Origin of the sequence: Actinoplanes derwentensis (genome assembly GCF_900104725.1) — a bacterium.
GTDB classification, from domain to species: Bacteria; Actinomycetota; Actinomycetes; order Mycobacteriales; family Micromonosporaceae; genus Actinoplanes; species Actinoplanes derwentensis.
Genome location: NZ_LT629758.1, coordinates 9,916,884 through 9,931,342 on the forward strand (window position 1 = coordinate 9,916,884; position 14,459 = coordinate 9,931,342).

The 14,459-nt window shown below is 69.8% G+C and carries 12 protein-coding genes; 8 read left to right on the forward strand and 4 right to left on the reverse strand.

What is annotated here, in order from left to right:
• Positions 1–27 precede the first annotated feature (27 nt).
• The 4 genes from BLU81_RS44360 (at position 28) to BLU81_RS44375 (ending at position 5,792) form a co-directional block, all read left to right on the forward strand.
• Entirely contained in the window at positions 28–1,149 is a 1,122-nt protein-coding gene (locus tag BLU81_RS44360) for a glycosyltransferase family 4 protein (RefSeq protein ID WP_092555351.1), read from the forward strand.
• A 77-nt stretch (positions 1,150–1,226) separates the two neighbouring features.
• Positions 1,227–3,389, forward strand: coding sequence for a hypothetical protein (locus tag BLU81_RS44365; protein WP_456236557.1), 2,163 nt, complete (start codon positions 1,227–1,229; stop codon positions 3,387–3,389).
• Between the two features lie 119 nt (positions 3,390–3,508).
• Entirely contained in the window at positions 3,509–5,212 is a 1,704-nt protein-coding gene (locus BLU81_RS44370; RefSeq protein WP_092555353.1) for a CTP synthase, read from the forward strand.
• Between the two features lies 1 nt (position 5,213).
• Entirely contained in the window at positions 5,214–5,792 is a 579-nt protein-coding gene (locus BLU81_RS44375; RefSeq protein WP_092555355.1) for an NUDIX domain-containing protein, read from the forward strand.
• A gap of 4 nt (positions 5,793–5,796) precedes the next feature.
• Here BLU81_RS44375 and BLU81_RS44380 read toward each other — a convergent pair whose 3' ends face one another.
• The gene (locus BLU81_RS44380) at positions 5,797–6,960 is read right to left on the reverse strand and encodes a macrolide family glycosyltransferase (RefSeq protein WP_092555357.1); all 1,164 of its coding nucleotides are present in this window, start codon (positions 6,958–6,960) and stop codon (positions 5,797–5,799) included.
• Positions 6,961–7,076: 116 nt separating this feature from the next.
• On the opposite strand from BLU81_RS44380, the gene BLU81_RS44385 reads away from it, so the two are divergent.
• Both BLU81_RS44385 and BLU81_RS44390 read left to right on the forward strand, forming a co-directional pair.
• Positions 7,077–7,664, forward strand: coding sequence for a TetR/AcrR family transcriptional regulator (locus tag BLU81_RS44385; protein ID WP_092555359.1), 588 nt, complete (start codon positions 7,077–7,079; stop codon positions 7,662–7,664).
• A gap of 66 nt (positions 7,665–7,730) precedes the next feature.
• A complete protein-coding gene (locus tag BLU81_RS44390; RefSeq protein ID WP_092555362.1) occupies positions 7,731–8,150 on the forward strand; it encodes a VOC family protein in 420 nt (139 codons plus the stop codon).
• On the opposite strand, the gene BLU81_RS44395 is transcribed toward BLU81_RS44390, so the two are convergent.
• A complete protein-coding gene (locus tag BLU81_RS44395) occupies positions 8,102–11,515 on the reverse strand; it encodes an NB-ARC domain-containing protein (protein WP_231954898.1) in 3,414 nt (1,137 codons plus the stop codon). The two genes, BLU81_RS44390 and BLU81_RS44395, sit on opposite strands and share 49 nt — an antisense overlap.
• 97 nt (positions 11,516–11,612) lie before the next feature.
• On the opposite strand from BLU81_RS44395, the gene BLU81_RS44400 reads away from it, so the two are divergent.
• Both BLU81_RS44400 and BLU81_RS44405 read left to right on the forward strand, forming a co-directional pair.
• On the forward strand, positions 11,613–11,984 hold the full coding sequence (locus BLU81_RS44400; protein ID WP_197686045.1) for a VOC family protein: 372 nt from the start codon (positions 11,613–11,615) through the stop codon (positions 11,982–11,984).
• 33 nt (positions 11,985–12,017) lie between these two features.
• A complete protein-coding gene (locus BLU81_RS44405) occupies positions 12,018–12,413 on the forward strand; it encodes a PPOX class F420-dependent oxidoreductase (RefSeq protein WP_092555368.1) in 396 nt (131 codons plus the stop codon).
• Here the strand turns inward: BLU81_RS44405 and BLU81_RS44410 are convergent.
• The gene (locus BLU81_RS44410; RefSeq protein WP_092555370.1) at positions 12,403–13,182 is read right to left on the reverse strand and encodes an SAM-dependent methyltransferase; all 780 of its coding nucleotides are present in this window, start codon (positions 13,180–13,182) and stop codon (positions 12,403–12,405) included. The two genes, BLU81_RS44405 and BLU81_RS44410, sit on opposite strands and share 11 nt — an antisense overlap.
• Before the next feature lie 53 nt (positions 13,183–13,235).
• Entirely contained in the window at positions 13,236–14,444 is a 1,209-nt protein-coding gene (locus BLU81_RS44415; protein WP_092555372.1) for a barstar family protein, read from the reverse strand.
• Positions 14,445–14,459: the final 15 nt, after the last annotated feature.

A 14,459-nucleotide genomic window follows, 5' to 3' on the forward strand; every position in this document is an offset into this window, starting at 1 on the left:
AGCGAGGCGATCACCGAGGAGAGGGGAATGCGGGTCGTGAGCAGCGACGAGGGATGGCGCGGCTCAGTCGTGCTGGTGGTCGCGTCCAGTACCGGCGGGATCGGCCAGCACGTCGCCTCCCTGGCCCGCGGCCTGGTCGCCGCCGGTTGCCGGGTGCTGGTGTGCGGGCCGTCCGCGGTCGACCAGCACTTCGGGTTCTCGGCGTCGGGGCTGGAGTTCTCGGTGGTGGAGATCCCGGCCGACCCCGGCCCGCAGGACTCCGGCGCGATCCGTCAGCTGCGCAAGGCGATCGCCGGCCGGGAGACCGAGGTGATCCACGCACACGGGCTGCGGGCCGCTTTCGTGGCCTCGGTCGCCCGTACCGGCGTGCCCCTCGTGGTGACCTGGCACAACGCCGTCCTCGCGCGGGGCATCAAAGGCCAGGCCGGAGCCCTGCTGGAACGGATCGTGGCCCGCAACGCCGCGATCACCCTGGGCGCCTCCGACGACCTGGTCCAGCGGGCGGTGCTGCTCGGCGCCCGTAACGCGCGCCTCGGCCCGGTCGCGACGCCGCAACTGGCGGCCCCGAAACGGTCCCGGGCGGCGGTGCGCGCCGAGTTCGGGCTGCGTGGCGGCACCCCGCTGATCGTGTCGGTCGGCCGGCTGCACCCGCAGAAGAACTACGACATGCTCGTCGACGTCGCCGCCCGCTGGCGTGAGCTGACACCCCCGCCGGTGGTGGTGATCGCCGGGTCGGGGCCCAGTTACATGCCGCTGGCCCAGCGCGCCTCGCGGCTGCACGCCCCGGTGCAACTGCTCGGGCACCGGGCCGACGTGCCGGACCTGCTGGCCGGCGCGGACCTCGCGGTGATCACCAGTGACTGGGAGGCCCGGCAGTTGTTCGCGCAGGAGGCGCTGCACGCCGGGGTGCCGCTGATCGCCACCGCGGTCGGCGGGCTGCCCGGCCTGGTCGGCGACGCCGCCGTGCAGATCCCGGCGCGGGACCCGGAGGCGCTCGACGAGGCGGTCCGCCGCCTGCTGGGCGATCCGGCGCTGCGTGCCGACTACGCAGCCCGCGGGCCCCGGCAGGCCGCCACCTGGCCCGGCGAACAGGACGTGGTCGTCGACGTGCGTTCGGCCTACGCGGAAGTCGCGGCGGTCCGCAGGTGACGCCGGCGACCGTGCCCGGTGGTGGCCTGGCCCGGCTGCGGCGGGTGCGCCCGCCGGGGACTCCGCCCGGCCCGCGGGTGCCGACCTGGGTTCCCTACCTGCTCACCGTGCTGGTCGCGGCGGTGAGCCTGGCCGGGCTGACGTTCCGTCCGGCCGGGCAGTCGGTGCGTGGTGACGCCGACTACGTGGTGGTCGCCGCAGCGGCCGGGCTGCGCTGGGAGGATCTCGATCCGGTGCGCACGCCGGCCCTGTGGCGGGAGGCGCAGACCGGTTCGGTGGGCTGGCTGTCGGTGCGCTCGGCACACGCGGTGACCTGTCCTGCCGACGGCTGGCTGACGCTGGGAGCGGGAAACTACGCGGCGTGGGACACCAGGGCGGTCTCCGGGCGCTGTCCGGACTCGGCGCCCGCGCTCACCCAGCCGGACGGGATCGGCGCGAACCTCACCGACCAGCCGAGCGTGGTGCGGACCAATCAGGACCGGCTGCCGTACGGGACGACGCCGGGCGCTCTCGCCGAGTCGGTCCGGTGTTCGGTGGCGGTCGGCCCCGGTGCCGCGATCGCCGCGGCCCGGCCGTTCGGGCGGGTCGACCGCTATGTCGCCGCACTGCCCGACGACCCGGCGCAGCTGCTCGACGACTGTGTGCTCAGCGTCGTCGACCTGGGCACGATCGCCGGTGACGGGGCGCAGCGCGCGGCCGCGGTTGAGGCCGCCGACCGGACCCTGGCCCGGGTCCTCGCGGCCCGCCCGCAGAACTCGATGATGCTGATCGCCGGCCTCGCCGACACCGACACCACCTCCCGCCTGCACGTGGCCATCGCCGAGGGCCCCGGCTGGCCGGCCGGCTGGCTCACCTCGGCCGGCACCGGCCGGGAAGGCTACCTGCAGCTGGTCGACCTGGCGCCGACCGTGTTGTCCGCGCTGGGCCGGAAGGCGCCGGAGAAACTCTTCGCCGGGTACGCCGCCACCTCCGCCCCGGGCCGTCCCGCCGACCCGGCCGAGGCCATGCAGGGCGCCCGGGACGCCGACCGGCGGGCCATCGCCCAGCGTGGTGTCACCGAGATCTTCTTCACCGTGCTGGCGATCCTGCAGCTGGTGCTCTTCGTCGCGGTGATCCCGGTGCTGATCCGGGCCCGCCGGCACGCCGGTCCGCTGGGGCCGCCGCTGCCCCCGCGCCGTCTGGTGGTGCTGGCCGAACTGGCGCTGATCGCGGCCGGGCTGGCCATCCCGGCGGCTCTGCTCGCCGACGTGGCGCCGTGGTGGGACAGCGACCACCCGGCCTGGCTGTTCGGGGCGACCACGGCCGCCCTGATGGCCGTGGGGACCCTCGTGGTGCGGCTGGTGCCCCGTTTCGAGCGGACGTTGTGGCCGATGGCCGCGGTCTCCGCGGTGAGCGTGCTGGTGGTGGCCACCGACCTGGTGACCGGGTCGCAGCTTCAGCTCAACGGTGTCGCCGGCTACTCGGCGATCCACGGCGTCCGGTACTCCGGGCTGGGCAGTGTCGGCCTCGGCGTGTTCGTGGCCGGGCTGCTCCTGCTGGCCGGATCGCTGGCCCAGTGGGTGACCCGGCGCTGGCGTCCGCTGGTGGTGGTCACCTTCGGCGGCCTCGGCGTGGTGATGGTCGGCAGCCCCTACCTGGGTGCCGACCCGATCGGTGCGATCGCGGTCACCGCCGGGGTGTGCGTGGCCGCGGCGATCAGCACCGGTGGCTGGCTGACCTTCCCCCGGTTCGCCTGGGCGGCGTTGTCCGGGGTCGCGGTGACGATCGCGTTCGCCGTGACGGATCTGCGCCGGCCGCCGCTGGAGCAGGGTGCGCTGGGCCGGATCCTGACCGCGCTCGGTGACGGTTCGGCCGGTCCGGCGATGCAGCGGTCCACCGCGGCCAACGGGGTGGCCCTGGTGGAGAGCCCGCTGACGCTGCTGGCTCTGCTCGGCGCGGTGATGATGGTGTTCTGCCAGTTCTCCCCGTGGGGCGGCCTGAACCGGGTCTACGGCCTGCATCCGGCGGTCCGGGCCGGGGTGGCCGGGACGGTGGTGGCGACCCTGATCGCGGGTGTGCTGAGCGGCACCGCGCTGGGTGCCGCCGGGGCCGCCGCGGCCGCTGCCGTGCCGGTGGCGGTGCTGACCGCGCTGCGGGTGCTGCTGCACGCCGCCGACCGGACCCCGCCGCCGGGCGAGACCGACGGCCCGGGTGGGCCCCTACTACGGAAGGCCGACGAGGATCAATTGACTGTGTCGTGACACGCAGGTCAGCCAGCCCGAACGTGGCGGTGGCGGCAAACAGTGTTACGGTGAACTCCCGTGGATGGGGCTTGCCCCGGCCGCAAGAACCGTAAGAACGGCGACCACGGGAGCGGGCCTTGGCCTCAACAGTGCGCGACACTCGGCACATCTTCGTCACCGGGGGCGTCGCCTCCTCGCTCGGTAAGGGCCTCACCGCCTCGAGCCTCGGCAATCTGCTCACCGCCCGCGGTCTCCGCGTCGTGATGCAGAAGCTGGACCCCTATCTCAACGTCGACCCCGGAACGATGAACCCGTTCCAGCACGGCGAGGTCTTCGTCACCGAGGACGGTGCCGAGACCGACCTCGACGTCGGGCATTACGAGCGTTTCCTCGACCGGGACCTCTCCGGCAAGGCGAACGTCACGACCGGCCAGGTCTATTCGGCGGTCATCGCCCGGGAGCGACGCGGCGAGTACCTGGGTGACACCGTCCAGGTAATCCCGCACATCACCAACGAGATCAAGAGCCGGATCTTCGCGATGGCCGATCCGGACGAGAACGGCCTCGTCCCGGACGTGGTCATCACCGAGGTCGGCGGCACGGTCGGCGACATGGAGTCGCTGCCGTTCCTGGAGGCGATCCGGCAGGTCCGCCACGAGGTGGGCCGCGATCACGTCTTCTACCTGCACGTCTCGCTCGTGCCCTACCTGGCCCCGTCGGGTGAGCTGAAGACCAAGCCCACCCAGCACTCGGTGGCCGCGCTGCGCAACATCGGCATCCAGCCGGACGCCCTGGTCTGCCGCAGCGACCGGGAACTCCCCGAGAAGATGAAACACAAGCTGGCGCTCTACTGCGACGTCGACGCGGAAGCCGTCATCGCCTGCCCGGATGCGCCGAGCATCTACGACATCCCGAAGGTCCTGCACGACGAGGGACTGGACGCGTACGTCGTACGCCGCCTGGGTCTGTCCTTCCGCGATGTGAACTGGAAGACCTGGAACGACCTGCTCGAGCGGGTGCACCACCCCAAGCGCACGATCACCATCGCGCTGGTCGGCAAGTACGTCGACCTGCCGGACGCCTACCTGTCGGTCAGCGAGGCGATCCGGGCGGCCGGTTTCGGCAACACGGTGAAGATCAAGCTGCGGTGGGTGCCGAGCGACGACTGTGTCACCCCGGCCGGTGCCGCGGCGGCGCTCAAGGGTGTCGACGGCATCGTGATCCCCGGCGGTTTCGGGGTTCGCGGCATCGAAGGCAAGGTCAACACTTCGCGGTACGCCCGGGAGAACCTGATCCCGATCCTCGGCCTGTGCCTGGGTCTGCAGTGCATGACCATCGACGCGGCCCGCAACCTGGCCGGTCTCTCCGGGGCCAACTCGGTCGAGTTCGACGAGAAGGCCGGTTACCCGGTCATCTCGACGATGGCCGACCAGGAGGACATCGTCGCCGGCAAGGGTGACCTGGGTGGCACCATGCGGCTCGGGGCCTACCCGGCGAAGCTCAAGGACGGTTCCATCGTCGCCGAGGTCTATGGCGCGACGGAGATCTCCGAGCGGCACCGGCACCGCTACGAGGTGAACAACGACTTCCGCGACAAGTTGTCCCAGGCCGGTCTGGTCTTCTCCGGCACCTCCCCGGACGGGCGCCTGGTCGAGTTCATCGAACTGGACCGCGACACCCACCCGTACTTCGTGGCCACCCAGGCCCACCCGGAGCTGAAGAGCCGCCCGACCCGGCCGCACCCGCTCTTCGACGGTCTGGTCAAGGCCGCTGTCGCGTACGCGTCGGCGGACGAACTGCCGGTCGCCCTCGAAGCGGCCGAGACCGTCGAGGCCTCCTGAGATGGGATTCGCCCACGAGACGGTGTCCCGGGACGAGCGGTACCACGGTGCGATCTTCTCGGTCTACACCGACCAGGTGACCATGTCCGACGGCAGCACCGCCGCCCGTGACGTGGTGGAGAACCGGGGCGCCGTCGTCGTGGTCGCCCTCGACGATCAGGACCGGGTCGTCCTGATCCGGCAGTACCGGCACCCGGTCAAGCAGCACCTGTGGGAGCTGCCGGCCGGGCTGCGCGACGTGGTCGGCGAGGACGAGGCCCTCACCGCCGCCCGTGAGCTGGCCGAGGAGGCCGATCTCACGGCCGGGCGGATCGAGTCGCTCATCGACCTGCACACCTCACCGGGTTTCGCCGACGAGTGGGTGCGGGTGTTCCTGGCCCGTGACCTGGCGCCGGTGCCGGAGGCGGACCGTTACGTCCGGACCGCTGAGGAGGCCGACCTCCAGGTGCGCCTGGTCGACCTGGACGAGGCCGTCGCCATGGTCTTCCGGGGCGAGATCACCAACGCGGCCGCGGTCGGCGGCATCCTGGCCGCCGCCCGGGCCCGCGACACCGGCTGGAAGATCCTCCGCAGCGCGTGACCTGTCATGCCGCGGCGTTCTCGATGAGCGTCGCGGCATAACCGGCACCACTGCGCCGGTGCAGTTCCGTGCTGATCTCGGTGCTGGCCCGGCGTACGGCCGGGTCGGTGATCAAGGCCTGGAAGATCTTCCGCAGGTCCACCGCGCTGATCTCGGTGTCGATCCGGTGGGCTACTCCCAGCTCGACCAGGCGGTCGGCGTTGCCGAACTGGTCGGCGGCCTGCGGCGCCACCAGCATCGGGGTGCCGGAGAACAGGCCCTCCACGGCGCCGCCCATGCCGCCGTGCGTGAGGAACGCGTCGGCCTGGCTGAGGATCCGCAGTTGCGGCACCCAGCGGTGGACTTCGACGTTCGGCGGCAGTACGCCGAGCGCCGCCTCGTCGACGTTCTTGCCGATCTGGAGAACCGTGTGCCAGTCCGGCAGGCCACCGAACGCCTCCACACAGCGCCGGTAGAACTCCGGGTGATCGGTGAACGTGGAACCCAGCGAGACGAGCAGCACGTTCTCGGCGGCCGGCGGGCGGGTCCAGTCGCCCTGGTCGGCGCGGTCGCCGAAGATCGGGCCGGCGAAGGTGAACACCTCCCGGTCGACTTTGCCGGCGGACGGCTGCATCGCCTCCGGGATCAGCACGATGCCGTGGTCGGGGTGGGCCATGAACGCGGTGCTGTCGGTGTTCCGCACGCCGATCTCGGACAGCCAGCGTCCGAACCGGTCGTAGTAGTCGGCGCCCCGCGGGTCGGCGCGCATCTGCTCGACCATCGGGGCCATCTCCTGCTCGTAGCCGTCCCACACGACGAACGTGGGGGACAACTGGATCGCTGGGACACCCCACTCGGCAGCGAGTACCCGGGCCGGGGCGCCGGCGATGTCGTACAGGAAGATGTCGGGTTCGTCGTTCTGGTAGGCCTCGCGGAGCTGGGGGAGCATTGCGATCGCGTCGTCCAGGAAGAGCGTCAGGTGGTCGATGGTGTCACCCGCCCAGTCGTCGTCCTTCGGCAGGGTGGACCGGTATCCCTTGAACTCGGCGCCGGTGGCCTCGACCTGATCCCGCCAGGACGGATCGTTCGCGTAGGTGACCCGATGGCCTCGGGCGACCAGTTCGCGGATCACCTCGATGCTCGGGTTGACGTGGCCGGGGAACGGGATGCTGACCATGGCGATGTGCATTGCGGGCTCCTTGGTGCGAATTTTCGGGACGGGACAAGACGAGACGTAGCGTCTCGCCGATTGGGGTCGCTGTCAAGACGAGACGTTGCGTCTCGTCATGAGTTAGGCTCGCGGCTGTGCCGAAACCACCCGACCCCGCCCGCCGCAGCGAACGCTCCCGCAAAGCGGTCCTCGACGCCGCCCTCACCCTGCTCGGCGAAACCGGTTACACCGGCCTGACCATCGAAGCCGTCGCGGCCCGGGCCGGCGTCGGCAAACAGACCATCTACCGCTGGTGGAGAGGTCGAGGAGAGATCGTCCTCGACGCCCTCGCCGATCAGCTCGGCGCCGCCGGGCCGCAAGCACTGCCGAACACCGGGGATCTCGACGCCGACCTGCGTGCCGTCGTCCGCGCCACCGTCGCCGAACTCGCCGATCCCAAGCTCTCCGAGATCACCCGGGCGCTCACCGTCGAATCGCTGACCAGCGAGAACTTCGCCGACCAGGTGCGGGACCGGATCCTGCGGCCGCAGCTCGACACGATCAAGGAACGCCTGTGTGGCCACGTGCGGGCCGACGTGGACCTGGACCAGGCGGTCGAACTGTTCGTCGGCCCGATGTACCACCGGTGGATGCTGCGCACCGGCCCGCTCACCGACGAGTACGCGGACGGCATCGTCGACCTGGCGCTCGCGGCACTACGGCCCGCCCCGAATCCGCGCTGACAGCACCTCGTGCCGATCAGCGGCCAGGGCGCGCATCAATCCACTGTGGGCGGGTACCCGAAGCCCATGACAGTGCCGATTCTTCGCTCGTTCGTGCTCGACTCCACCGACGCGCGGCGCCTGGCCGAGTTCTACCGCGAACTGCTGGCCCTGGAATACCGCAAGGGCGACGAGCCGCCCCCGGCGGGCACCGACGACCCGCGAGGCCGCGACTGGCTGGTCCTGCGCCCGGCCGACGGTGCGTGGCAGTTGGCGTTCCAGCAGACCTCGGGCGTACGCCCGACAAGCTGGCCGTCCGACGAGGTCCCCCAGCAGATGCACCTGGACACCGGCGTCGACTCGATCGAGGAGCTGAACCGGCAACACGATCGTGTGCTGTCCCTGGGCGGCGCGCTGCGCCTGGACCGCAGCGAGGACCCGGAGGAACCGCTCCGCGTCTACGCCGACCCCGACGGCCACACCTTCTGCGTCTTCGTGGCGGGCTGATTCCGGAACTCGAAGCGGTACTGCGTGTTGTCACTGCTGGTCAGCACGTGTCGTCCGTCTGGACTCCAGGTACATGTCTGGAGCGTGGAGTCCACACGGGTGACGGCGAGAAGACGGCCCGACACGATGTCGCTCACCCATAGTTCTCTGGAGTCGCTGACCGTGGCTACGAAACGGCCGTTGGGGCTGAATGCCAGGGATTCCACCCATTCGGGGGCTTTCGACACGGCAATCTGTCGCCCACTCTGGGCATCCCAGATGTGGGTCTTTCCGTCTCCGCAGGTGACGACACGCGTGTCGTCCGGCGTGAACGCGATGTACGACATCCAGGTGCCCGCGCTCCGCAGGACGAGGATCGGCCGACCCGTCTTGAGGTCCCAGAGATACGACTCGGCGCCCCCGGCCGCAGCTATCCACGACCCGTTTCGGGAGAAGGCTAGGCTGCGGAGCCATCGCTTTCCCCAGGAATCGGGAGCGAAGCGGCGTTTCCTGCCGGTTTCGACGTCCCAGACGAGAATCCCTCGACGACCTGGCGCGGCGACCCGTCTTCCATCAGGTGCGATACTGATCGAACGTGTCGATTGTCTGACGTCGAGAATGGTGGCCTCACGCTGGCCGGCCGCCACATTCCAAATTTCCACATATCCTGGGGAGAAGGTCCTCTCCACGGCGAGACGGCTTCCATCGGGGGTCAGATCGACCACCGCGAAGTGTTCGGAGCCGAGGTCGACCGTGTCCATCCGGTCCTCGTCGAATCCCGAGACGGCCACCGTCCCGATAAAGTTGTGGGTGGCCAGCACGGTGCCCTTCTGGATGATCCGGGTTCGTCGGTCCGGCACCGCGACCGGAGACGACTGGGTGAGGGCGGCGGCCACATCCCAGATGCGAACGAGTCCACCGACGCCGGCTGTGGCCAACGAGGTTCCGCTCTCGGCGACGGCGACAGCCTCCAACGAGCCAGTACGGTCCGTCAGCGATCCGATTCGCTCCCCGGTGCGCACTTTCCAGAGGTTCACCGTTGTGGCGTCCTCGATCGTGGCCACCCAGGTGCCGTCGGCGGAAGCAGCGATGCCTTTGACTGAACCAGAGGTCATGAAATTCGTTTGTTCACGGCCTGTGCCGATGTCGACGACTCGGATGACACGGTCGAATCCGGCTACGACGATCGTGGTCTTGTCACGGCAGAAGGCGATGTCTGAGACGAACTCGCCGTCGACAGCCAGAGTCATGACCTTCCGGCCGGCTCTGAGGTCCCAGAGGGTGATCGGCTTGCCTGAACCGGCGCAAGCCAGCAGGCTCCCGTCCCTGGAGACCGCTACCCTTTTGGCGTCGTCGGTGATGCGTCTGAGGAGCCGACCAGTGCTGGGGTCGGAGATGGTCACCACGCCTTCGGCATGGCGCGCGACAGCGAGTGTTCCGCCATCCGCAGAGAGCGCCGTATCCGACACACCAGGAGTTTCCCGAGATAGTGCGCGGTGGGGGAGCCGTCGGCCGGTCTCCCTGTCCAACCGTCGCACGGTCCCCCAGATGTCGACCACGGCGACCCAGTCGTCCTCCGGCCCGAAGACAATGTCCCGGGCAAGAATCGTCTCCGTGTCGAAGGCCCTGCGGAGTGCCGGATCAGGTAGGTCAGGAGGTGGAGTGATGCTGACGAGCCGAGGGCGTGAGCGCCTCTTGGCGAGTCGCCGTGTCTGTGCCTGCCAGATGGGATCGTGGGCCACCCGGTCCAGCAGGATGTCGGCACACGAGTGCGCGGCGGCGGTCGGGCCGAACAGGTGCGCGTTCCGGCCGAAGACCCCGGCGACATGGGCTGCACGCTCGGTAGCAATGAGTGCCAGATCCGCGGCCGGTCCGGCCGGTCCGGTCTCCTCCAAACGGGAGAGGACCCAGCGCAGATCCGTGGCCACGGCTTCCGCCTCGTCCTGACGGCTGGCACCCAGCAGGTGTTCTACGAGGTGATCACGGAGGTAGCGGCTACTTTCCGGAAGGGCCCACCAAGCGGTCACTGGCGGGCCACCGGGTCCGGTCGGTGCCGGACCTGCGGGGAGGGACTCCCGCGCCGAGTCGACGAGCGTGTGGTGCAGTTCGATCAAGGCCTTTTTCCCGAGGCTTTCGGCCAGGAAATCGCGAACGACGTCGTGCAAAGTGATTGCACCGCCGGCGTCGGTAGCGGTGAGATTCAGGAGCGCCAGGTCGGCCAGGCGGGCGCAAAGAGCCCGGGAACCGGCTGGGTCGAGATCGCCGGTGGCCGCCCACAATGTGGTGATCAGAGTGACCGGGACGGTCTCGTCCTCGGCGAAGACGGCGAGTTCGGCAAAACGGGCGTGCTCGCTGGTGCCGAGAAGGCCGGCACTGGCCTCGATGGTGGCCCGAATCGCCTCGTCGCGCTGATCCGGGTCGTTGACGTCGAGTTGCCGGACGCTGGCACCGGTCAGTTTGTCGACTTGGAGCGGCCCGTCGGTGCGGAGCTGGTCGAGGAGTTCACGAGCGACGTCGGCGACGTCGGTGCGGGAGCGTGCCTGATCCAGGATGATGCGGTTGACCAGCCGGAGAAGCAACGGCCACCGTCCAGTCTCTTCCAGCAAGCCGTCGATGATGGTCTGCGGCAACTGCTGTGGCAGTTTGGCGGTCAGGACGCGGCTGGCCTGAGCATCGGACATCTGGTCGACTTTCACCGGGACGGCTTCCGCTACCAGCGACGGGATGCGAGTGGTCACCAGACGGGCGCAGCGGCCGGCGACCGGGAACGCATCGAGTTGGTCCTCGAACCACACGTCGTCGACGATGATCAGGCGGCGGGGGCCGTCGGCCAGCACCGATGCCAGGTGCTCTGCTGCTAGACGTACGTCGGTGAAAGGTTGTGCTCTTGCCGAGTCGACTTGTTTGACCAGGTCGTTGATCTTCTCTACCAGAGCGCCACGGCGGGCGTCGCGGCCGAGCGTCACCCAGTAGACGCGACCTCCGAAACGTCGCAGCACGTGGCGATTCGCCCGAACCAGGCGCGCGACCGTGGTTTTACCGAAGCCACCGGCGCCATGCACGGCTGTGGTGATCCCGACTGTTGCCGCAGCCCGGCGGCGAGTGAGTGCACGGACGACCGCCGCGAGTTCCTGCGGCCGGTCGATCACCCATGATTCGGGCCGCTGCGTGACTGGAACCGTGGTGAGCAGACTCGCCGCGTAGGAGGCCTGGGCCCACCAGAGGGCCAGGCCAGCGATCAGGATCGCCACCAGTGAACCGGCGAGCCAGGGCAGCGGGTGGTCGTTCATGCTGGGGAACCACTCTGCCGGGCTGTTCGTGGCCACGTTTATCGCCAGCCCGGACAGTGCGGTCGCCAAGACCATCACCACCGACGTCATGATCACGGTGATCAACCATCGTCGTCGCACGCTGTACATCTAATCCGAAGAGGACGCCGGGGTACACCGCCCCTTGTACGGTTGGCCGAGTGGAGAAGAAGACGTGACCGTGATCCGTGGGATCGACAATGTGCTGTTCACCGTCGGGGATCTCGATGCCGCCGTGGAGTTCTACGCCGAGCGGCTCGGGCTTCCGGTGGCTTTCCGGCGGGACGAGTCGGGGGTGGCACTGTTCCGTCTCGGTGACGAAACGCCGGGTCTGCTGGTGCGCCGGACGGGTGAGGAGCCGCGCAACGTCACCGGGCCGCGGCTGTGGCTGGAGGTGGCGGACGCCCGGGCCACCGCCGACGAGCTGACCGAGGCCGGGGTGACGCTGCTGGCCGAGCCGTTCCCGGTGGCGATGGGCTGGACGGTGGAGATCGCCGACCCGTGGGGGAACGTGCTCGGTTTCACCGACTACACCGAGAAGGCTTGACCTGAATCCAGGTTGAGGTCGGAGGCTGGGCGGATGACGTTCACCGCATCGGAACTCGAATATCTCGCCGGTCAGCCCCTGGGCCGGCTGGCCACGGTCCAGCCCGACGGGACGTTGCAGAACAACCCGGTCGGGTTCCGCTGGAACGCGCAGACCCAGACGATCGACATCAGTGGTTTCCGGATGGCGGCCAGTCGCAAGTTCCGCAATGTGGCGGCGAACGGGCGGGTCGCCTTCGTGGTCGACGACGTGCCGTCGGTGGACCCGTGGCGGGTGCGCTGCGTGGAGATCCGCGGGCACGGTGAGGCGATCGACGGGCCGGAGCCGATCATCCGGATTCACCCGCGCCGGATACTCACTTTCGGTCTGGACGAGCCGGACCGTGAGGCACACAGCCTCACCGTGAACAAGCGGGACGTCAGCGTTTGACGGCGACTCCGCCGGACATCTGGACGTGGAAGTCGTCCGGGACCGGGCCGGCCGGCCGCCAGCGGTTGACCAGGGTGACGCCCGGTTCGACGATCTCCAGGTCGCGGAACAGGGCCCGGACCTCGTCGTCGGTGCGCGGCTTGGCCGGGATCCCGCGGGCCGTGTAAGCCTTGGCACCCTGGACGGCCTGCTCGTTGTGGGCGGTCACGGTGGAGATGGCGAGGGCACTGCCGGGGACGAGCCGTTCGGTCAGCGTGTCGATGATGGCGTACGCCTCAGCCTCGTCGGTGACGAACTGGAGGATCGCGAGAAGACTGATCGCAATCGGACGGCTGAAGTCGAGCGCCTGGATCTCCGCGGAGTCCAGGATCGCCTGGGCGTCCCGCAGGTCGGCGTCCAGGTAGGAGGTCGACCCCTCCGGCGACGAGGTCAGCAGCGCGCGGGCGTGCACCAGCACGATCGGGTCGTTGTCGACGTAGACGATCCGCGACGCCGGGTCGACACCCTGGACCACCTCGTGCAGGTTGGGCGAGGTGGGCAGCCCGGTCCCGATGTCCAGGAACTGGCGGATGCCGAGATCCTCAGCGAGGAAACGGCCGGCCCGGGCCAGGTAGTCGCGGTTGGCGCGCGCCGAGACCGGCAGGCTGGGCGAGTGCTTGACGATTTCCGCGGCGGCCTTGCGGTCGGCGTCGAAGTTGTCCTTGCCACCCAGCAGGAAGTCGTAGATCCGTGCCGAATGGGGAACGGACGTGTTGAGATCGACCGGCATGGCGGCAACCTACACGGTCCATAGTGAGCTATCCAAAAACTATTCGTAAACGGTCATCGAAGCTCTACCTCGACACCTGAGTCGGCGAGATAGCCGAGCAGATCGTCCATGGTCACGGCCGGGGCCCACCAGCGCCGGTCGTACCCGCTGCCCAGTTTTTCCCGGGCCACCTCGGAGTCGTGCCAGACCAGCCGGAACGCGGGTGCCGCCCCCCAGCCGCCGTTGGCGCAGTCGTGCAGGGCGCCCAGGTTCCAGCCGAAGTAGCCACCCGGCCCGTTGATCGCCTCACCGATGGCGCAGAAGAACCCCTCCACGTCGGTGATGTGCACCCCGGCCAGGTGGTAGGTGGCTCCGGACGGCCGGTCGGGGCGATGCTCGTGATGGGCCAGGGCCACGCCGACCCATTCGTGGCGCAGGTCGGCGTCGTGTTCGGCCCATTCGCCGAGCACGTCGGGGCGGCTGGCCCGCCACTGCTGCCACACGGTGCGGGCGCCGGCCGGGCGCGGGCCGCCGATCGCGTCGCCGTACGTCGGCTCGACCGTCACGTCGACCAGTCCGTCACCGAGCCGGGACGGGCGTACCTCCGCGACCTCGGCCCCCAGGGCCGCTCCGACCATGCCGACCGCGGTGCCGTCCCGGTCCACGCTGAAGATCGAGCCCTGCACCCAGCGCCGCCGCCGGGCCCCGCCCCGGGCCAGGGCGTCCAGGGCGCGCTGCAGCGGCGGCTCGGGCCGGCAGCCGATCAGGGTGGCGCCGCGCGGTGCCGGGGCGGGCCGACCACGGAAGACCCCGTCGACATCCCGGCAGGACCCGAAGTCCTGGTCACCGTGCCCGGTGACGCCGACCAGCCGGTAGCCGTCGGCCTCCGGCGCCTTGTCGGCGCCGCGAGCGAACCGGGCCAGCTCCTCGATCCGCAGCCGGCCTTCCAGGGTGACGTCGACCAGTCCCGGCGCGACCAGCGACGGCCGGGAGTCGAGCACGGTGATGTCGAGCAGTTCCTCGGCGCAGTGCCAGCAGTGCGCCGGATGTTTGGAGGACGGCGGGTGGACGGCGTCGAGGCCGACGTTGCCGAGCCAGGGCGGGCCGAAGCCGTCGCAGGCGTCCCGCAGGCGGCCCGCCGGGTCGCAGCCGAGCAGGGTGTACCGCTCGATCGGCGGCTGTGGCGGGTCGACGAACAGGCCGTCGATGTCCGAGCAGGCGGCGATCACGAGTTCACCGTCGTCGGTGTTCTGGTCCACCAGAAGCCAGGGAAAGCCGCTCATCGGGTGGAACCGTAC

Excerpts from the sequence above, each read along its gene's own strand:
- BLU81_RS44360 (WP_092555351.1), top strand. The coding sequence starts at position 28 with ATGCGGGTCGTGAGCAGCGACGAGGGATGGCGCGGCTCAGTCGTGCTG.
- BLU81_RS44375 (WP_092555355.1), top strand. The coding sequence starts at position 5,214 with ATGGGATTCGCCCACGAGACGGTGTCCCGGGACGAGCGGTACCACGGT.
- BLU81_RS44380 (WP_092555357.1), bottom strand. The coding sequence starts at position 6,960 with ATGCACATCGCCATGGTCAGCATCCCGTTCCCCGGCCACGTCAACCCG.
- BLU81_RS44390 (WP_092555362.1), top strand. The coding sequence starts at position 7,731 with ATGACAGTGCCGATTCTTCGCTCGTTCGTGCTCGACTCCACCGACGCG.
- BLU81_RS44405 (WP_092555368.1), top strand. The coding sequence starts at position 12,018 with ATGACGTTCACCGCATCGGAACTCGAATATCTCGCCGGTCAGCCCCTG.
- BLU81_RS44410 (WP_092555370.1), bottom strand. The coding sequence starts at position 13,182 with ATGCCGGTCGATCTCAACACGTCCGTTCCCCATTCGGCACGGATCTAC.
- BLU81_RS44415 (WP_092555372.1), bottom strand. The coding sequence starts at position 14,444 with ATGAGCGGCTTTCCCTGGCTTCTGGTGGACCAGAACACCGACGACGGT.